Origin of the sequence: Streptomyces sp. NPDC001852 (genome assembly GCF_042891825.1) — a bacterium.
Lineage (GTDB): Bacteria > Actinomycetota > Actinomycetes > Streptomycetales > Streptomycetaceae > Streptomyces.
Genome location: NZ_JBIATN010000014.1, coordinates 117,629 through 136,939, shown reverse-complemented (window position 1 = coordinate 136,939; position 19,311 = coordinate 117,629). Strand labels below are relative to the sequence as shown.

The following is a 19,311-nucleotide window of genomic DNA, read 5'->3' as shown; positions in this document are numbered from 1 at the left end:
GCTCCTGGGGACGTCAGCGGACCCGCGGCCCGCGCCAGCGGAAGGTCAGGGCGGTGACCACCAGGCCGCCGAGCGCCCACAGCGCGAGGACCAGCGCGATATGTCCCAGCTCCCAGTTGCCGGCCGGCTCCACGGCGGTGAAGGAGTCCGGCAGGAAGACCGAACGGAAGCCCTGCGCCATCCACTTGACGGGGAAGAACGCGGCCACCGTCTGCATCCAGTGCGGCAGCTGGCCGAAGGGGAAGAAGACACCCGAGATGAACTGCAGCACCATGAAGACCGGCGTCACGATCGCCGCCGCGGAACGGCTGTTGGGGATCAGTGCCGAGTACGCGGCACCGGCCATGGCGCAGGCGACGGTCCCGAGGGCGAGGTCCCAGCCCAGGGTCGCCCAGCGTTCGCCCGTGCTCGGCAGCGGAAGGCCGAACAGGGTCAGCGCGATGCCGAGCAGCAGTGCCGTCTCCAGCGCGGTGGTGACGATCACACGCACCAGCTTGCCGATGAAGTAGGCGGACTTCGGCATCGGCGTCATCGCCAGCCGGCGCACCGTACCGGTGTCCCGTTCGATCGCGATGCTGATCGCGAGCCCGGAGAACGCGGTGCTCATCACGCCGGCCGCGACGATGCCGGCCATGAAGACCTGCTTGAGGTCGGTCTGGGTGCCGGCCACCTTGCCGGAGAAGATCGAGCCGAAGACGACCAGCAGGATCACCGGGAACATCAGGGTGAAGACCAGCGACTGCTTGTTGCGGAAGAACGCCCTGAGCTCGACCTTGGAGCGGGCCGCGGAGGCCCGCCAGACGCCGGGCATTCGGGGGGACTCGGCCGTCGACTCGGCCATCGCACGCTCCGCTGTCGGCACGGCCCGGTCGCTGCGGCCCGTAGAGGATTCGGTGAGGGTCATCGGGTGCCCGCCTCGGTGGTGCGGTCGCTGGTGAGGTCGTCGGTGCCGCGGTCGGTGCCGCTGACGTTCTCCCTGATGAGATCGAGGTAGATGTCCTCGAGCGTGGGGCGGTGCACCCGCAGCTCGGGGAGTTCTGCGACGCCCGCCTCACGCGCCCAGGGGAGCAGCGCGGACAGCAGCGCGGTGGGGGTCTGCGTGGCGATGCGCAGCACGCCGTCCGCGGAGTCCGCGAGCGGCTGGGACTGCGGCGGCAGAACAGGCAGCGTACGTCCCGCGAGTTCCGGCGGCATCCGGAAGGAGACCGTGGTCGGGGTCTGCGAGCGGGCGCCGAACTCGGCAAGGGATCCGGACAGGACGACCTGGCCGGCGACGATCACCGCGGCGCGCTGGGCGAGCGCCTCGGCCTCGTCGAGGTAGTGGGTGGTGAGCACGGTGGTGGTACCGCGCTCGGAGAAGTACCGGACCAGGTCCCAGGCCTCCCGGCGCGCCACCGGGTCCAGCCCGGTGGTGGGCTCGTCCAGGAAGATCAGGTCCGGGTCGCCGACGATGCCCACGGCGACGTCGAGGCGCCGGGCCTGTCCGCCGGACAGGTCGGTGCTCTGCTTCTTCTCGTGCTTGCCCAGACCGACCATGTCGATGACCTGGCCGACCGGGAGCGGCGCCGGGTAGAACGCCGCGAAGTGCTCGACGACCTCGCGTACCGTCAGGTCCGCGTAGGCGCCGGTGTTCTGGGGCACCACGCCGATGCGCGCGCGCCACCCGCGCCGGTCCTCGGCTGGGTCGCAGCCGAGGACTCGGACGTCACCGCCGGTTCGCTGGCGGACGCCTTCCAGGATCTCGACGGTCGTCGTCTTTCCCGCGCCATTGGGCCCGAGCAGGGCGAAGACCTCTCCCGGATGGATGTCCAAGTCCAGCCCACGCACCGCGTGCCAGTCGCCATAACTCTTGCGAAGACCGCGGACCGAGACCGGGTTCTCCCCGACGGCAGTTGCCACTTGGATCGCTCCTAGGTGGATTTCAGATTGATCGGGTGGATCAGGTGCAGCAGCAGCACGGGCAGCAGCAGGAGTTGCCGCCGGCCGCGATGTCCGACAGGTCGCCCTCGCTCAGTTCGGCGGTGTCGATCTGCGGCGTCTTCGGGATGTGGAACTCGTAGCGACCGGTCGCCAGACCGATCTCGTAGAGCTCCACCTGCACCTCGAGGTTGCCCTCCTGCTCGCCCTCGGCGGCGGTGGAGACGATGACGATCTCCGCGTCGGCCGGGAGTTCCAGGCCGGCCTCGGCGAGCGCGGCACGGGGGTCCGACTGGAGCCGGGCCGCGTACTCCTCGCTCGACCAGGCGCTGATCAGGGCGCGGGTGTAGCCGTTGACGAACTCGGCCCGCTTCCGCTGGTCCAAAGCCATGAGACTTTTCCTTTTCTGGTTCCGGTTTGCCTGCGGCGTCTGCTTTCCGCTGCCGGCGAATGAACAATTGCACGCCGTCTGGAAGGCTGCCAAGACGTCAGTTCCGGCTCCAGGGATAAGTATTGAGCACGTTCGGCGGGTGCGGTAGATTCCGAGTCGAGTGAAGCCATGAATACGTATTGGATTACGCATCGGAATACGTATCCGAATGCGTATGGCCGATCGCGGCGTACGTATTCGGGAATTCCGATTACGTATGGCGCGTGGAATACGTACGGCGTATGCGACATGAGAGAAGAAACGGAGGTGGTCCGCACCGTGCCTACGCACACGACGACGCAGGGCGTCCCGCGGTCAGGCCCCCGGGGCGAGGCCCTTCCACCGGGCCCGCCGGGGGACATCGACATGGCGGTGATGCGGGAGTCGCCCCTGTCCTTCATCACCGAACTGGCCCGCACCTACGGCGGGATCACCCGTCACCGGGCCGACGGCGAGACCGTCTACCTGCTCAACACCCCGGAATACGCCCGCCATGTACTCAAGGACAACGGGGCCAACTACACCAAGGAGGGCACCCCGGACGACGCGATGCTGCGTCCGCTGCTCGGGAACGGGCTCCTGACCAGCAACGGCGACGACTGGGCCCGCCAACGCCAGCTGACCGCCCCGGCCTTCCGGCCCAGCTCGGTCAGGACCTTCGACGGCATCGTCACCGATGCCACCTCCGGCATGCTGGAGCGCTGGCGCCCGGCGATCGAGGCCGGCACCCCGCTCGCGGTGGACGAGCACCTCACCGCGCTCACTCTGGGGATCCTCACCCGGGCCATCCTCGGCGCCGACCTCGACGGCATCGGCGAGGGCTTCGGGCGTGCGGTGGACGCCGTCAACCGGTGCATCGGCCACTACGTGCCCGACCCGGACCCCGACCCGGCGGACACCGCACGCCGGTTCGCGGGCTTCAGCCGCGCGCGGGCCTTCCTGGACATGGTGACCCGCACACTGATCGCCTCACGGCGTGCGGCGGGGCCGTCGGCGCCCGGCTCCGGCCCTGCCGGAAACCTGCTGGACTCCATGATGTCCGCCGACCACCTGGTCTCCGACGAGGATCTGCGCGACCAGGTGCTGACCATCGTCATGGCCGGGCACGAGACCACCGCCAAGTCCCTGACCTGGACACTCCATCTGCTGGACCGGCACCCGCACGAGGCGGCGAAGGTCCGCGAGGAGGTCGACCGGGTGCTCGGCGGCCGTCCTCCCACCGCCGCGGACCTCGCCGACCTGCCGGTGTGTCAACGGGCCGTCAAGGAGGCGATGCGGCTCTACCCGCCCGTGTGGCTGATCTCCCGCCGGGCGGTGGGCGCCGACGTCATCGGCGGCTACCACGTCGAGCCCGGCACGCTCGTCTGCGTCAGCCAGTGGGTGCTGCACCGGCACCCCGCGTACTGGGACGCCCCCGACGCGTACCGCCCGGACCGCTTCGACGGTGCCGCCCTGCCCAGCCACCTCTACCTGCCGTTCGGCGGCGGCGACCGGATCTGCGTCGGTCAGCACCTCGCCATGCTCGAGGCGGTGCTGGTGCTCGCCACCCTCGCCCAGTCCGTGCGGCTGGAGACCGCCCGGGGGTTCGAGGTGGAGCCCGAGGCCCTGGTCACCCTGCGCCCGAAGCACGGCATGACCATGATTGCGAGGCCCCGATGAGCGCGCTCGTCCCCGAAACGGCCCGCCCGCCGGGCGGCTCGTACGACCCGGCCCGCACCACCGGCGGCGGCCTGCCGGCGGAGCTGGCCCGCCTGGAGGCCCAGGCCGAACTCTCCTTCGCCGAGGAACTGCGCATCCTCCGCGACCTCGGCATCTGCTCCACCGCCGGTGGTCCCCGCCCCACCGTTGTCGAGGTCGGCGCGGGATCGGGCGCGGTGACCCGCCGGCTCCGCCCCGCGCTGCCGGCCGGTACCGCGCTCGTCGCCGCCGACATCGACGCCGACCTGCTGGCCCACGCCGCCGGCCCCGGCGTCACCCTGCTGGTCACTGATGCCGCGGCCATGCCCCTGGAGGACGGCAGCGTCGACTTCGTCCTGCTGCGCTATGTGCTCCAGCACGTGCCCGACCCGGCCGCCGTACTGGCCGAGGTGCGCCGGGTGCTGCGGCCGGGCGGCCGGGTCGCCTGTACCGAGGTCGACTCCGCCTGCTGGGGTGCGGCCGACCCGTCCTACCCGGAACTGGGCGGCGTGCACGCCAAGATGGCCGCCGCGCAGCGCGCCGCGGGCGGGGACCGTGCGATCGGCCGCCGCCTGCCCCGGCTGCTGCGGGCGGCGGGCTTCGAGGACGTCGTCCTCAGGCCGTTCGCCACCACCAACGACGATCACCCCACGGACGCCTTCGCCCCGCAGCTGGGCCCGCAGCGCCTGGAGCCCCTGGTGGCCCGGGGCGTCCTCTCCCTGGCCGAACTCGCCCTCGCCTCGGACCGCTGGAACCGCTTCCGGGCGGACCCCGACGCCTGGGTGATGCTGCTCGGCCTCACCGTCGCCGCGACCGCTCCCGCCGGTCGCGGACCGCAGGAAACCCCTGGGAAAACCCCTCGCACCACCGAACGAAAGGCACCCAAGTGAACCCCAACGTGAAGATCTTCATCACGATCTTCTGCTACATCAGCGCCGTGGCGGGACTGCTCACCGCCGTCATGGACGCCAGCCACAAGCCGGCCGACACCACCTCGGCCATCGTCGCCGGTGTGCTCGGCGTCGCCTTCCTGCTCGGTGGCATCGCCCTCACCCGTAAGCCCCGCTACTGAGCAGGGCGGTGGGGCGGCCGGGGCGACCAGGCCCCGGCCACCCCACCGGGTGATGAAACCCCAGGTCAGCGGCCTGGGGTTTGTTCGTTGTCCCGTCCTGCCAGGGGGTGTCGCCTCACCCCTTGGGGCTGCAGTCGTAGAGGGTGAAGCTGCCGCCGGTGCGGCGGCCGTAGGCGGAGGGGCGGATGCGGGTGCAGTGGGACTTCACCCAGGTGGTGGCGGGCGTGGTGGGGCGCTGGGTGGTGAGCAGCGCGTAGCGCACCTGGTGGGCGCTGACGAGGCCGCCGAGCTCCTGGGCGCTGGGGAAGGGGGTGCTGCCGGTGAAGCCGCCCATGACCAGGATGGGCTCGGACTTCGCGCGCAGCAGGGGCTCGGCGGTGTAGGCGGCCTGGGTGGCGAGCAGGTACTTCTCGCCGTGGCGGTGCGTGGTGAGGTAGTCGAGCAGGGCGGTGTCGCGGGCGCTGGGCTGGTCGAGCCCTATCCGCCGCGGAGCGTGGCGGGGATGGTACGCGCTGCCGACCGGACCGGTCATCGGCGAGGTGGAGGCGCCCGCGTAGAGCGGGTCGAGGCTGGAGAAGGCCCAGCCGGCCGGTACGACCAGGGTCGCCGCGATCCCGGCGGCGAGGGCGGCGTGGACCAACCGTGGGGAGGTGCGCGGGCCGCGGGTCCACAGGCCCACCACGCCGCACAGCGCGAGCATCACGGCGACCGGCAGCAGCCACGCGACGAACCGGGTCGGCCAGTCGAGCACCAGCGCCCACGCCGCCGTCAGCACGATCGCCGCCGGCAGCGCCATGTGCCATCGGCCGCCCGCCTCGTGCCCCGTCGGGTGCCCCGCCTCCCGCACCGGCTCGTACGTGCCGTGGTACCTGGCGCCGTACGTGGCGTCGTGCATGGCGTCGTACGGCGCCTCGCCCGGCGCCTCGCGCTTCGCGCCGTACGTCGCCTCGTGCTCCGACCAGAACAGCGCGAACCCGCCGCCGGTCAGTGCGGCGAGCGCCGGGGCGATGACGGCCGTGTAGTAGGCGTGGTTGCCGTTGGAGGCGCTGAACACCACGGCGTGCACGGCCAGCCAGCCACCCCACAGCACAAATCCCGTGCGCAGCAGGTCGGTTCGCGGTTGCCCGGCGCGCCGGACCACACCGAGGACCGCGGCGAGCACGGCGAGCGGCAGGAACCAGGCGATCTGCGGGCCGACCGCGTGGTTGATCAGCATGTCCCAGCCGGTGTTGCCGGTGGTGCGGCTGGCGGCGGTGCCCGCGACGGCGCCGAACGCGGTGGCGTCGCTGCTGAAGCGGCTCAGGCCGTTGTAGCCGAAGACCAGGGCGAACGGGCTGTTGTCGGAGGTTCCGTCGAGGTACGGGCGGTCGGCGGCCGGTGTCGCCCAGGCGATCAGCACCCAGGAGCAGGAGACCGCCAGCGCGACCACACCGCTCAGCAGCACGCGCAGCGCCCGCTTCAACGGCGCGCCCGGCGCCACGAGTTGGTACACGGCGGCGAAGACCGGCAGCACCAGCCACGCCTGCAGCATCTTGGTCTGGAAGGCGAGCCCGACCCAGACCCCGCAGGTGATCAGCGGCAGCAGCCGCTCGGTGCGCACCGCCTTCTGCAGCGCTCCGGCGGCCGCCACCAGGAGCAGGGTGAGCGCGGTGTCCGGGATGGTGGCACGGTTGAGGACCACGGTGACCGGGGTCAGGGTGAGCGTCAGCGCCGCGATCAGCGCGGCGAGCGGACCGGCCCAGGCCCGGACGATCCGGTGCAGCAGCCATACGGTGAGCACGCCCTCGACGACGTGCGGAAGTGCGGCCGCCCAGGTGTGCGGGCCGAAGAGCCAGACGGAGACCGCGTCGGGCCAGAAGGCGCCGGGCAGCTTGTCGATGCTGATCGAACCGGCGGCGTCGAGCCCGCCGAAGAAGAAGGCCCGCCAGCCGGCGGCCATCGACCGTATCGCCGCGCCGTAGAAGGGGTGGAGCGCGGCGTGCCCCATGCCCCAGGAGTACAGCACCGTGGCGGTGACCAGGACCGCGGCGAGCGCCGGGCGCTCCCAGCGCGGGGCGTCTTCCGGCCGGCCGGAGCGGCGGCCGGCCGCCCGGCGGCCTCGGTGCGCGCCGGTGGGCTGGACGGCGGGGATGGCGGTCATGGCAGTGGTCCTCGGATCAGCAGGTCAGGTGGGGCGGTGGTGCACGGGCGGCCGGCTCACAGGCGGCGGGCCGCCCGGAAGCCTCGGGCGTAGAAGTCGGTGCCGTCCAGCAGCGAGCGGCCCGACAGGTCGCCCAGGGTGGGGCCGTTGGCGGCGGAGCGGCTGGAGTAGAAGCGGTGCCGGCCCTGGTCGTCGAGGCCCATGTACATGCCGCAGTGGTCGATGAAGTTGGGCCGGTCCTTGATGATGGCGAAGAAGACCAGGTCGCCGGGTTGCAGCGCGCCCAGATCGGTGGGCTGCGTGCCGGTGTCGGGGATCACCAGGCGGCCGGGGCCGTAGGCGGCGATGGCGAAGGCGCGGCGCGGCAGGCCGGCGCCCCGGGTGTTGGTGTTGTGCAGGGGGATGCCCATGCGGTAGCCCCACACCAGACGCTGGAAGCCGGAGCAGTCGACGTCGCCGTAGCGGTCCTGCTCCGGCTGCACGCGCGTGCCGTCCGGGAAGGTCCAGTCGATGCCCAGATAGTCGTAGAAGTCGGACTGTTCGTCGTGGTAGGCGAAGTCCAGCGGGTTGTTGACCTTGGCGTTGCGCGGGCCGAAGTGGGCGGTGCCCGCGTAGCGCACGCCGGCGGCGTTGTGCTTGTCGGGCGCCCCGGCACTGCTGTACTCGAACGCCACCGCGAAGACGTCCGGGCTGGTGTCGCCGAGCGCCTTGCGGAACCAGCCCTTGAACCAGGCGGACTTCTCCATGCCCGGCTGCCACTCGTGCGGCAGCACCCGCACCCACGCGTCCGTGCTCACCTTGGCCTCGGTGGTCCGCGGTTCGCTGAAGGTGCGGTTCGGCCCGGTGAGTACGGCCGTACGGGCGCCGTCGGTGAACGTGGCGAGCGTGCCGCCGTCGGCGGCGCGGACCACGGTGCGGTCGGGGGCGGACAGCCGCTCGAAGGTGTGGGGCCCGGTGGCCCGGGCGCTCGGGCCGGCGCCCGTGCCGTCGGCGGCCGTACCGGTGCGGTCGTCGCTGCCGCCGCTGCCGTGCCCGAGGTGGTCCCAGGCGTACCCGCCCGCCACCCCGGCGGCCGCCAGGCCCGCGATCGTGCCGAGCACGGCGCGGCGCGTCGGGCGGCTGCCCCTGCCGACGGGTTGGGAGTGCATGGCCGATCCTCCTGGAAGTGCGAGGTGAGGGGCGGTGGACAGGTCAGCCGGTGGGCAGGGCGCCGATCAGCAGACCGGCGACCAGCACCACGTACGTGGCCAGCGTCACCGCCGTGGTCGAGATGAGCGTGGCCGCCATCGGCTGGCGGACCATCTGGTAGGAGACCAGGCCGGGGACGATGAAGCCAAGGGTCTGTGACGTGTACAGCAGCGGGAACTCGTGGTTGAGGGCGAGCATCACGGTGGTCTGCGCCAGCACCGCGCACAGCACCACGGCGGCGAACAGCCGCTTGCCGTAGAGGATCACGGTGCGCTGCAGCAGCTTCGTCAGGAAGTACGTGACCGCCGCCACGGCGACCATCAGGCCGGCCATCTGCACGTCGGTGACGAGCGTGAGGGCGATCCAGCCCGGGGTGATCATGCCCCCGGGGGAGAGGTTGGTGGTCAGGTAGCAGACGAGCGAGAAGACCAGCCCGAGGGCGATCCCGAGCGCGGCGGTCTGTGCGGTGAGGTGGGCGGGGATCACGGGTTCCTCGAGGACTGGGACGGGTCGTAGGAGTGGTCGTCTGCGGCGCCCTTGCCGTCGGGCCGGCCCTGGCGGGCTGCGTACCGGCGGGCGAGTTCGCGCTGTTCCGGGATGTGGAAGCCGTACGCCGGTGTCTCCAGCGGTGCCACCCAGCTGTACGGCTCCGGCTCGGGCGGCCGGGCCACCGCGATCTGCCGGCGGGGTACGGCGATCTGCATGGTCTCCTGGTCCAGTCCGTCGCCGTCGGGTACGGCGTCGAGCGGGTCCTCGGAGTCGTCCAGGGCGAGTTCGGCGAGGCATTCCAGGAACAGCTCGCCCTGGCCGTGGATGTTGCCGATCGCCACCAGGGAGGAGGCCGGGCCGAGTTCCGCGAGCATCGCCGCGGTCAGCTCCTCGGGGTCGCGCTTGTCGCCGCCGAGGTCCACCACCCGCCCGGTGAAAGAGGCCGGGATCGCGTCGCGGGCGCTCTTGGTCGGGTGGCCGATCAGGAACACCGTCTCGGCGGCGAGGTCGGGGACGATCGCGCCCATCTGGCCGTTGCGCTCCACCCGGTCCGGGCGGCAGTTGATGACCACGTTGAGCGGCCGTCTGATCGCGCCCAGGTCCTCCAGCTGCTTGACGTTCATCAGCGTCGACTCGGGGTCGTTGGCCGCGAAGACGTTGGCGAACCGCAGTTTCTTGCCCTCGGGGGTGATGTAGCGCTCCACCGACAGCACGCCCGGGTCGGGCGGCGCGTCCCACATGCCCTGCATCGCGGTCTGCCGGTCGATGCCGAGCAGTTCGGCGACGGCGAGGGCGATCGCCACGTTCTCCTTGAAGGTGAACCAGCTGAAGCCGCGCAGCTCCTCGTCGGTGACCGTCTCCGGATCGGCGTAGACGAGCTTGCAGTCACGGGCGGCGGCCTCCTCCTGCAGGATGTGGAAGCGGTCCTTCTCCGCCGTCACGCACACCCCGCCCACCGGCATCGAGCGGGAGAGCGAGCGGGCGACGTCGTCCAGCGTCGGCCCCATCTCCTCCAGATGGTCCTCGCGGACGTTGCACAGCACGCCGATGGTGGAGCGGATCAGCTTCTCCTGGTTGATCTCCTGCAGCGCGGGCATCACCGCCATGCACTCGATCACCAGCGCGTCCGGCCGGTAGGTCGCCGCCCGCCGCACGATGCCGATCTGCTCGACGATGTTGGACAGCCCGAACTTGCGGTACACCGGCTCCTCGGTGGCGTCCGGGTGGATGAACCGGGCCGCGGTGCCGGTGGTCTTGGCCACCGTGACCAGGCCGCCGCCGCGCAGCGCGCCCGCGCACAGCCGGGTGATGGAACTCTTGCCGCGGATGCCGTTGACCAGCACCCGCGTCGGTATCTGCTCCAGCGAGGCGAAGTGCCGTCGCTGCTCCACGATTCCGGCGATCCACAGCGCGGCGCAGCACAGCAGGACGATGACATAGAGGAAGAGCACGCCGATTCCGTCCTTCTACCGCTGGAGGGTGGTCTCGCGCAGGGACCGGGAGGGCCCGGCGGCGTGACCGGATCTGGCCGCCCGGTCGCGTTCCGCCAGGGCCTGGCGCATCAACTCCAGGCTGCGGGTGACCGAGCCGACCTCGTCGTGGTTGACCGGGTGCAGCACGGTGCGGCGGTCGCCGCCCGCGAGCCGCTCGACGAGTACGGCGACCGAGCGCAGCGGCCGGATCACCACGACGTGCAGCCAGCCCAGGCAGGCCGCGCCCAGGGTGAGACCCAGGATCCCGGCGAGCATGGTGCGCTGCTCGGCCTGCACCGCGGGGATCTGGAGCGCCGCCGCGGGCTCCGCGGTCACCACGTGCCAGCCGAGGCGGGCCGTCGGGCCGCTCTGCGCCAGCGGAGCGGCGGCGTCGACCGACGGGCCGGAGGACGAGCGGAGCACCGCCGAGGTCGCGGTGCCCGCGGTCCCCGCGGCGCCCTGGGTGGAGCGGGCGAGACGGGTCAGGCCGGAATCGGGCAGCGACTGGAAGGCGCGGTAGCCCACGCTCGCCGCCAGCACCTTGGTCTCGTCGTTCGTCACCCAGACGCTGCCCAGCTTCGGCCTGGGCAGGACGGAGTTGAGCGCCTTCACGTCGATCTCCCCGAACAGGACGACCCCGGCGGCCGGGGCCTTGCCCTTGACCGCCCGGACCTGGGCGTAGGCGGCGATCGCCGGGATCCGGCCCGAGGTGTTGACGGTGGTGATCCCGCCGCCGTCGGGCACGTGGACGAGGGTGCGCAGCGGGGTGTCGCCCACTCTCAGCGTGATGCCGCCGGAGCGGTCCAGGAGATACAGCGAGCGGTACTGCTTGTGGTCGGTGAGGGTGTGCCGCAGAACCTCGGTCTGGGCGGCGCGGCTCCTGCCCGGCAGACCCGCCGCCACGTCGCTCAGGTCGGTGTACGACTGGTCGAGGGACTGCCGGATACGGTTCGCCGCGAGCTGGGTGCGCGCCTGCTGGTCGGCGAGGACCGGACCCGGAACCGCGGTCGCGGTGTCGGCCCGGTTCAGCGTGAAGATCATCGGCACCGCCCAGCAGGCCACCACCACGACGCCGACCACGGCCAGCGCCCGGTAGCCCGGTCCGCGCCGGGCCGGGAACTCCTCGGGGCCGCTCTCGCCGAGCAGTTGCCGGCGCAGGGACTCCAGCGCCCGCCCGATCCGGGCCAGTTCCCCGAAGCCGTGCACCGGAACCGGCCGGTACAGCTCCTCCAGCGTGCCCGGCCCGTCCTCGGTCGCGCCCCGGGCCAGGCGGCCGGCGGACAGATACAGCCGCAGCAGGGGCCGCTGCACCAGGAAGTGCAGCGCCAGCCCGAGCAGCAGCGCCAGACCGGCCAGCGCCCCCGCGGCCTCGAGCGCGAAGCGCGAGTAGTCGGCGGCGCTGGTCGTGGTGGGCACCGGGCGGGTGGTCAGCACCACCAGACCGAGGTCGTCGGTGTCGCCCGGACCGGTCATCGAGGCGACCTGGGCCCAGCCGGCCACCGTGTGCCGGCTGCCCGTGGCGGCGCCCAGCAGGCTCCCCGAGGCGTCGGTGCCGCTCCCCGACCCCTTCGCCGCGCCGGCCGCCGCGGCGGGCAGACCGCTGTCGGCGCCGGCCGGCGAGGTGCCGTGGGCCGTGGTGGCGAGCGCCGTGCCGCTCGCGTCCAGCACTTCGGCGGTGCGTCCGTCGCCGTACGTCGTGAGGGCGGGGAGCGCCTCGGAGAGCACGAGCAGCCACTGCCGCTCGGTCCGGCTCGGGGCCTGGTTCTGGTCCTGGTTGGCGTCCTCCTGCTGTGCGGGCAGCGTGACCCTGGCGAAGTACAGCAGTTGCCGTGTGCCGCCCGAGGCCACCAGCCGGGGCCGGATCGCGCCGTGCCCGGACGCCGTCCTGGCGACGTCCACCCCGGCCAGCGGCACCGGCTTGCCGCCGGCCGCCAGCAGTCTGCCGGTGTGCGGGTCGAGCAGCGCGCTGCCGAGGACCGGCTTCCTGGCGGAGGTCAGCGCCTTGAGCGCGGTCGCGGGGGTCGAGGTGCTCGTCGCCGGGTACGCGCCCGCCGTACGGCGTACGGTGCTCGCCTCGACGTCGATCGCGGTGCGCACCGACAGCGCGGTGTCCGCGGCGGTCTGCTGCTCGCCGTTCAGCACGGCTTGCGGTACCGGGTCGGTGTGTACGCCGTCGAGGCCGATCACGGTCAGGGCGGCCACGACCAGCAGGAGTACGACGAGTGAGGCGATCGGCGGGCGCACCCCGCCGAGCATCGGCATATCGGCGCGGCGGCGGGTGCGGTGTCGGCGCGGCGCCCGGGGTGCGGAGGGCAGGGCAGGGGATCCTTCCTCAATTGGCGCCGAGCGCCCGAATGTTCGATAGGACAAACACTCTAGCCTCGTGCGATCACATTTCCATCACACTTACGTCCCTGTGTCGTACGTGTGAAGGGCCACGGGCGACGGCCGCCGCATGCGGGACCGCCGGCCCCCGGCACGCCGAAGGGCGGACCCGCGAACGGGACCCGCCCTTCGGACGTCAGGCCGGCTGTCCGGCCGGCTGCCGGGCAGCGCCCGGCCGGCGTCCGGTCAGCGGACGAACGAGATCTCCGGGTACCTCTTGTCGGGGCCGTCGAGCAGGGTGCTGTGCTGGTGGCGCAGCTCCTGGTCGAAGAAGGCCGCGAGGTAGTCACTCTGGACCTTGACCGCCCGGTCGGGATCGATCGTGCCGAACTGCTGCTGGAGCTGTGCCTGGGAGAGCCCGAGCAGGGCCGCCTCCTGCGGCACCATCCACTCGTTGTCGCTGAACGACAGGTGCGCCGCGCCGTGGAGCTGGATGTCGACCCGGTACCCCTTCAGATGCGACCACAGCGTGCGCCACGACCCGTCGTTGTTGCGGTTGTGGGTGCCGGAGCTGAAGAGCATGAAGGGCCGGTCCAGGTCCTTGCTCGGCGCCGACCCGAAGAACTGGCCGTCCAGGTCGGCACCGGCGGCGATGCGCTTGTCGAGCTGCATGGAGGTGTCGACCGCCGCACCGCCCAGCGACCAGCCGAACATCCCGATCCGGGACATGTCCACGGCGCCCGACAGCCCGGAGGGCAGCGTGGGGTGGCCGGGGTCCGGGTTGCCGCCGTTGCTGATCGTGGAGAGCTGGTTGATGACGAACCGGATGTCGTGCGCGCGCACGTTGAGGGTGTCGGAGGAGTGCGCGCCCGCCGGCATGGTGTTGACCTCGAGCCGGTTGCCGGGGAACTGCACCTCGTTGGCGTCGTGGGTGTGGTCGACGGTGACGACGAGGTAGCCGCGGCTGGCGAGGTCCTGGGCGAGCGCGGTGCCCATGGCGCGGTCCGAGTGCAGCCCGGTCGAGTACAGCAGGACGGGCAGCTTGCCGAGATGGGTGTTCACCGGGGCGAGGACGTGGCCCGCGGTCCTCGGCAGGGTCACCTCCTGCGGCGACAGCCCGCGCGTGGCGAGGAAGTGGGCGCCGGAGATCGACGGCATCCACGGCGCCTGGTAGTGCCCGGACGTGCTGGTGGCCGGATACCAGAGCGACACCATCAGCTCGCGAGAGGTGCTGCCGGGCACGTAGGGATCAGTACGGGACTTGTCGACGAGGTGCAGGCCGACCATGCCCACGCTGTACGGCCCCGTCGGCGCGGGCATGTTGAGCTGGAGACCGGACGTGTCCGTGCGGCCGGACCTCAGGGCCTCAGGGTGCACGGCCTTGTGGTGCAGCGCCCCCTCGTCGTTCTCGGGCGCCCAGGGCGCGTTCCGGTCGGGCTCGTCGGGCGAGAAGCCGGTGGCCGCGGGCTGGGTGGACGCCTTCCCGGCGGCCATCGCCGGTGTCATCCCCGCACCCAGGGCGACGGCCAGTGCGCCCGCCGTACCGACCGCTCTGGCGATCGTTCTGCGACGGTGGCGCGGGCGGCGGTGTTTCATGTAACCCCCTTGGTGGTCAGCGATCGCAGAACACGCGATCGGCTGCCGCACACCGTACCGCCGCAGCACCCGACGCCACCCACGCTCCCCGGATCCCCGATCCATGACGCCGGCCGCCCCCTGCGGTACGTCCGGAACGCCCGCGTCGTGCCGAGGCGCTCGGCACCCTCCGCATCCCCTGTCGGACGCGTAACGCGGAGGCACCCCCAGCGCGTGTGAGAGATGACGTCCGACCATGAAAGGACACACGGTGAGGGAAGCACCCGCGGACTACCTGGAGTTCGCAGCCGCCCGCAGCGGGCCCCTGTTCCGGACCGCCTGCCTGCTCGCGGGCGACTGGCACCTCGCCGAGGACCTGGTCCAGGAGACCCTCGCCAAGATGTACCGCTCCTGGCGGCGCATCAACCGGGTCGACTCCCCGGTGGCCTATGCCAACACCGTGCTGGTGCGGACCTTCATCTCCCAGCGCCGCCGCCGCAGTTCCACCGAACGCCCCAGCGACCGGCTGCCCGAGACGGCCGGCCCCGCGCCGGACGCGGAACTGCGGATGGCCCTGCTGGACGGCCTGGCCAGGATGACGGCCAAGGACCGTGCCGTGCTGGTGCTCCGCTACTGGGAGGACCGCTCGGTGGAGGAGACCGCGCAGATCCTGCGCCTCACGCCGGGAGCCGTCCGGGTCCGGAGCCTGCGCGCCCTGGAGCGGCTGCGCGCCCTACTCGGCGACCAGTTGGCCGACCTGGCCGCATGACGAGCCCGGCCTGACGGCGCTCCCCCCGGGCCGACCGACGCCCAGACGAACGGAGATCCACCATGTCACCCACCGAGGACCGCGACGAACGGCTGACGCGCGCCATGAGCCGCGCCGCCGCCCAGTTCCCACCCCACTCCGCCGACCTGGTGCGCCGTTCCATCGCGCGGGGCCGGCGGATGCGGCTGGTCCGCGCCACCCAGGTGGCCACCGCCACGGCCGCCTTCGCGCTGGTCGCCGCGGGCGGCACCCTGACGCTCACGGACACCCTCCGCGGTCCGGGCGGTGCCGGCGCGCCGGAGCAGTTGAGGCCGGGCGCCCGAGGCCACTCCACCGGGCAGCCGTCCTCCCCTCGGCCGTCCGTCAGCGGGGAGGAGATGGTCCGTACGCTGACGAGCCTGCTGCCGCCCGGCGGCACCGTCTCCGCCGCCTCGGGCCGGGGCTCCCGGTCGGACGGCCCCGTCGTCTGGCCGGCCGCCCGGCTCACCTACTCCACCGCGCACGGCTCTTCCGGTGTCGACATCGACATCGCGCGCCTGGACCCCGGCGTCCCCGCGGACCAGCAGGGCCAGGGCGGCTGCCTTCCGGTCGAGGTGCGCCCGTACGACAAGTGCACCACGCAGAAGCTCCCCCGCGGCGCGGTGCTCAACACCACGAAGTCGTTCACCTATCCCAGCAGTGACACCGGGCAGAAGCGCTGGTACGTGGTGCTCACCACCTCCGACGGGGTGCAGCTGACCGTGCAGGAGTACGGCGGCGGCGGTGAGAAGGGCTCGTCCGGCGGAGCGGACCCGCTGCTGTCGATGGCCCAGCTGGCCTCCGTCGTGCGCAGCCCGGCCTGGGACAAGGCGATCGCCGCGTTGCCGGCCCGGCACGAAGCCCCCTCCGCGAGCCCCTCCGCCGGGAGGAAGCAGGTGCCCGGGGCCCGTATGACCAGCGTGCTGAAGTCACACCTGCCCCACACCGGGACCGTCTCCGACCTGAACGCGAGCGACGGTCTGGTCCAGCTGGTGTACGACGACGGCCACGGGAAGAACATGGTGGAGGCCGACGCGCAGTACGACATGACCGCCGACCTGGCCGGGAACATGGGCTGCGCCGGTGTCTCCGGTGACTGCGAGGCCCTGACCCTGGCCGACGGCACCGAGGTCAAAAAGGTCAAGGAGCCTTCGGAGAAAGGCGGTCCGGCCGTGGTGTGGCTGGTCGACACCCTGCGTCCGGACGGCCGCCGGGTGGCGGTGCGGGAGGTCAACTCGTACGCCGAGAGCGCCCCGGTGACCCGCCCGCAGCCGGCACTGACCATGGACCGGCTACTGACGATCGCCCTCGACAACCGTTTCTTCACCGGCTGAGCGTGGGCCGGCAGCGGCGCGAGCGCCTACGACGCCGAGCGCCGCCCGGTCGCCGCGCGCGTGCTGCACCACACCCACGCGCAGGTCGCGCTGATGCGCCCCGGCTCCCAGGTCGACGCGCTGCGCGAACTGGTCACCGAACTCCTGGGCACGGCCGGAACGTGCTGCGGGCGGGCCCCGGCAGCATGATCTTCGTGCCCCCTCACGAGGAGTACCTGCGCGAACTGGCCGGCTGGTCAACAACCAGGTCGGCCCCGAGGCCATCGTCGAACTCCGCAAGCGCCACGGCATCGAGCAGCTCACCATGATCGCGACCTGAGGAGCCGCATCCCCGACGGATTGGACAATGAACAAACCCCAGGTCACTGACCTGGGGTTTCATCGTGGAGCGGGTGACGAGAATCGAACTCGCGCTCTCAGCTTGGGAAGCTCGGGTCTTGTAGGGGCGATTGCTGGGCTGACCTGTGGTGGAGCGGCTACGGCGCCTGACTGGCCGGCGACCTGGTCCCCGCCATTCCCCGTGGTTCCCCGCACGACCTGGCACGGTTCTGGCACGGCCTCTTCGTCCCGAACTATCGGCTGGGCAGTCATAGAGGTCTGGTGGGCTGGTCGGTCGACCGTCGAGGGCCATTGTCGGTTGGCTGCGGTCACGGTTGTTGCTGTACTCCACTGCTGTACTGCCACGGCTCTCGCTCCACCCGCCCCCGCCCCCGCTCAGCCAGCAACACTCCACCCATACAGGCGTGATGCGGCATCCTGTATGACATGCGACGGCGAGGGATGGCATGGGCTGCGCTGATTGGCCCACTGCTTGCGGTAGCTCTGTTCACTGTGGGACCTGCGGTACTCAACGTAGTGAAGTTGCCAGGACCAGCGTGGGTGACAACTGTCGTCGCCGGACTGGGCGGCGTGTTGCTCCTGGTGGCCACGCCACTGATGCAGGCCCGACTTGACACCTTGACACAGCGGGCAAGATTGGATGGGGAACAAGCTCAGCAAGAAGAATCGTCCCTTCGACTGCTGGTTGGGGCCGACCGTGCCTTGCCATTGGTTCGAGAGGTAAATGACCGGGCGCTCCTGGGTATCCATCCTTCTATCCCACTGCCGCCTGGCGCTAATTCCGAGTTACCGGTTGAGCTCCCAACGTACGTATCACGTGATGTCGATACAGATATGCATAGCGCGCTGCGGCGAGCAAGCCTGAATGGAGGGTTCATTCTGCTCGTTGGCCCAGCCGCAGCAGGAAAGACCCGGTGCGCATACGAGGCGGTCAATGCAGTGCTGCCCGATTGGCGCATGTGCATGCCTTCCAGTGCTGAGCAGTTGACAGCATTAGTAAACAGCGGCTCGGACCTTACGCGAACAGTGGTTTGGCTTAATGAAACCCAGATCTTCATCGGGCCTGGACAACTGAAGTTGGAAACGGTACGGCGGATACTCTTAGACCGCACGAGGCCAGTCGTGCTCGTGGGTACGATGAATTCGCTTGACTATGAAAGAATGAGCGGCCTGGCTTCTCTTCGAGATGGCCAGGAGATAGACAGGGATGCTAGAGAAATTCTCCGGCTGGCTCGCCAATTCACCATTTCGGAATTTAGCCCCTCCGAACAGGCGAGAGCAAGGGACTTGGCCGACGCGGATCCTCGGCTTGCGGAGGCACTAGCTCAGAAAGAAGGCGCTCGCCTCACCGAGGCACTGGCTGCTGCTCCTGAGCTAATTCACCGGTGGGAACAGGCCGCGGACCCATTTGGTGCAGCTGTTGTCAGTGCAGCTGTGGATGCACGATTGTGCGGACACCCGGAGCCCCTCCCAGCAAGGGCGCTTGAGGTTTTGTGTGCCGCACATCTGAGCCGATCGCAGCGGATTCAGCCGGTCGAGGACTGGTTTGATCGGGCGATGGAATGGGCCTGCAGGCCAGTCCGAGGGGCAGCTTCTCTTTTGGCTCCTGACGCGACGGAGATTGGTCATCTTGACGGCTATCGCGTTACAGACATCCTCGTCCAGCGTGCTCAGAACAGGAGCCACCTGGCAATCACCATTCCCGAATCGCAATGGACAGTACTTATAGAGAATGCGGCGCTCGATGCATGTTTGGCCATCGGGTCGACTGCTCACTCGCACGACCTACCGTCTATTGCAGAGCTTGCTTGGAAGCGAGCCGCAAACGGCGGAAACCTTGACGCTGCAAAAGAACTCGGACTGCTCCTCATTGAGCAAGGAAAAGAACATGAAGGGAGTGAGTGGCTCAGACGCGCCGCGAACGGCGGGAATATTGATGCGGCAGCGGATCTCGGACTGTTTCTCATTGAGCAAGGCGAGGCGACTGAGGGGCATAGCTGGCTTGAGCGTGCCGCAGGTAGTGATCATCGAGCACTTGTAGCCATGGAAATTGGCCTCGGGCTTATAACCCTAGGTAAAACGGCAGAGGGGCGTGCATGGCTTGACCGTGCCGTAGACGATGATGATCGATTGGCGCTGTCCGTCGTAATTGGATGTCAGTTGATCGCGCAGGGTGAAGCGGTAGAGGGGCGCGCTTGGCTTGAGCGCGCCGTTGAAAAAAGCGACGAAAAGCTGACCCTTATCCTCGTAGTATACAGCTCGCTTGTGAATGAAGATCTGGTGGAGGAGGGGCGTGCATGGCTTGAGCATTTCACAGCGCACGTGACCCCCGGAGAAGCGGCGATCGTCGGTACCTCTTTAATCAGCAGCGGTGAAACCGATGAGGGGCGTGCATGGCTGGAGCGTGCCGTCGCAGCAGGGGAAGGAGTCAGTTCGATTGGGCTCCAACTCCTGAAAATGGGTATCACGGATGAGGGGCGTGCATGGCTGGAGCGTGCCGTCGCAGCAGGGGAAGAAGTCAGTTCGATTGGGCTCCAACTCCTGAAAATGGGTATCACGGATGAGG

The 19,311-nt window shown here is 70.4% G+C and carries 15 protein-coding genes and 1 pseudogene; 7 read left to right on the top strand and 9 right to left on the bottom strand.

Going from position 1 to position 19,311, the window contains the following annotated elements; genetic code table 11:
• Positions 1-13: 13 nt before the first annotated feature.
• From ACFYZB_RS24725 to ACFYZB_RS24715, 3 genes are read right to left on the bottom strand one after another with little or no spacing between them, the layout of a single operon-like run.
• Complete coding sequence (locus tag ACFYZB_RS24725) at positions 14-904, bottom strand: ABC transporter permease (RefSeq protein WP_351209653.1); 891 nt, start codon at positions 902-904, stop codon at positions 14-16.
• Positions 901-1,899 carry an ABC transporter ATP-binding protein gene (locus tag ACFYZB_RS24720; protein WP_388762371.1) on the bottom strand — a complete coding sequence of 333 codons (999 nt, stop codon included), beginning with the start codon at positions 1,897-1,899 and terminating at the stop codon, positions 901-903. The genes ACFYZB_RS24725 and ACFYZB_RS24720 overlap by 4 nt, the downstream gene beginning before the upstream one ends.
• Positions 1,900-1,939: 40 nt before the next feature.
• Positions 1,940-2,308, bottom strand: a complete 369-nt coding sequence (locus ACFYZB_RS24715) for a hypothetical protein (RefSeq protein WP_067299400.1) — start codon at positions 2,306-2,308, stop codon at positions 1,940-1,942.
• Between the two features lie 318 nt (positions 2,309-2,626).
• On the opposite strand from ACFYZB_RS24715, the gene ACFYZB_RS24710 reads away from it, so the two are divergent.
• The 3 genes from ACFYZB_RS24710 to ACFYZB_RS24700 are packed head-to-tail and all read left to right on the top strand — an operon-like array spanning position 2,627 to position 5,096.
• Positions 2,627-4,006, top strand: coding sequence for a cytochrome P450 (locus ACFYZB_RS24710; protein ID WP_388762368.1), 1,380 nt, complete (start codon positions 2,627-2,629; stop codon positions 4,004-4,006).
• Positions 4,003-4,914, top strand: coding sequence for a class I SAM-dependent methyltransferase (locus ACFYZB_RS24705; protein WP_388762364.1), 912 nt, complete (start codon positions 4,003-4,005; stop codon positions 4,912-4,914). Before ACFYZB_RS24710 ends, ACFYZB_RS24705 begins: the two co-directional genes overlap by 4 nt.
• Positions 4,911-5,096, top strand: coding sequence for a hypothetical protein (locus ACFYZB_RS24700; protein ID WP_351209663.1), 186 nt, complete (start codon positions 4,911-4,913; stop codon positions 5,094-5,096). Before ACFYZB_RS24705 ends, ACFYZB_RS24700 begins: the two co-directional genes overlap by 4 nt.
• 115 nt (positions 5,097-5,211) lie before the next feature.
• Here the strand turns inward: ACFYZB_RS24700 and ACFYZB_RS24695 are convergent, their stop codons facing one another.
• The 6 genes from ACFYZB_RS24695 to ACFYZB_RS24670 form a co-directional block, all read right to left on the bottom strand.
• A complete protein-coding gene (locus ACFYZB_RS24695) occupies positions 5,212-7,236 on the bottom strand; it encodes an ArnT family glycosyltransferase (protein ID WP_388762359.1) in 2,025 nt (674 codons plus the stop codon).
• 56 nt (positions 7,237-7,292) lie between these two features.
• Positions 7,293-8,384, bottom strand: a complete 1,092-nt coding sequence (locus ACFYZB_RS24690) for an NlpC/P60 family protein (protein ID WP_388762356.1) — start codon at positions 8,382-8,384, stop codon at positions 7,293-7,295.
• A gap of 43 nt (positions 8,385-8,427) precedes the next feature.
• Positions 8,428-8,910: a poly-gamma-glutamate biosynthesis protein PgsC/CapC gene (locus ACFYZB_RS24685; RefSeq protein ID WP_351209669.1), complete on the bottom strand. Its 483-nt coding sequence runs from the start codon at positions 8,908-8,910 to the stop codon at positions 8,428-8,430.
• Positions 8,907-10,364, bottom strand: coding sequence for a poly-gamma-glutamate synthase PgsB (gene pgsB, locus ACFYZB_RS24680; RefSeq protein ID WP_388762352.1), 1,458 nt, complete (start codon positions 10,362-10,364; stop codon positions 8,907-8,909). Before pgsB ends, ACFYZB_RS24685 begins: the two co-directional genes overlap by 4 nt.
• A gap of 15 nt (positions 10,365-10,379) precedes the next feature.
• Complete coding sequence (locus tag ACFYZB_RS24675) at positions 10,380-12,629, bottom strand: HAMP domain-containing protein (RefSeq protein ID WP_388762349.1); 2,250 nt, start codon at positions 12,627-12,629, stop codon at positions 10,380-10,382.
• Between the two features lie 327 nt (positions 12,630-12,956).
• Positions 12,957-14,306 carry an alpha/beta hydrolase family protein gene (locus tag ACFYZB_RS24670; protein WP_388762346.1) on the bottom strand — a complete coding sequence of 450 codons (1,350 nt, stop codon included), beginning with the start codon at positions 14,304-14,306 and terminating at the stop codon, positions 12,957-12,959.
• Between the two features lie 250 nt (positions 14,307-14,556).
• Here ACFYZB_RS24670 and ACFYZB_RS24665 point away from each other — a divergent pair, with 250 nt between their 5' ends.
• The 4 genes and pseudogenes from ACFYZB_RS24665 to ACFYZB_RS24650 all read left to right on the top strand — a co-directional run.
• A complete protein-coding gene (locus tag ACFYZB_RS24665) occupies positions 14,557-15,054 on the top strand; it encodes a SigE family RNA polymerase sigma factor (protein ID WP_351209677.1) in 498 nt (165 codons plus the stop codon).
• 62 nt (positions 15,055-15,116) lie between these two features.
• Positions 15,117-16,406, top strand: a complete 1,290-nt coding sequence (locus ACFYZB_RS24660) for a hypothetical protein (RefSeq protein ID WP_388762342.1) — start codon at positions 15,117-15,119, stop codon at positions 16,404-16,406.
• Positions 16,407-16,466: 60 nt separating this feature from the next.
• Positions 16,467-16,595, top strand: a complete 129-nt coding sequence (locus ACFYZB_RS24655) for a hypothetical protein (RefSeq protein WP_388762339.1) — start codon at positions 16,467-16,469, stop codon at positions 16,593-16,595.
• A 690-nt stretch (positions 16,596-17,285) separates the two neighbouring features.
• Positions 17,286-19,311: pseudogene (locus ACFYZB_RS24650) on the top strand (hypothetical protein); the annotation flags it as partial.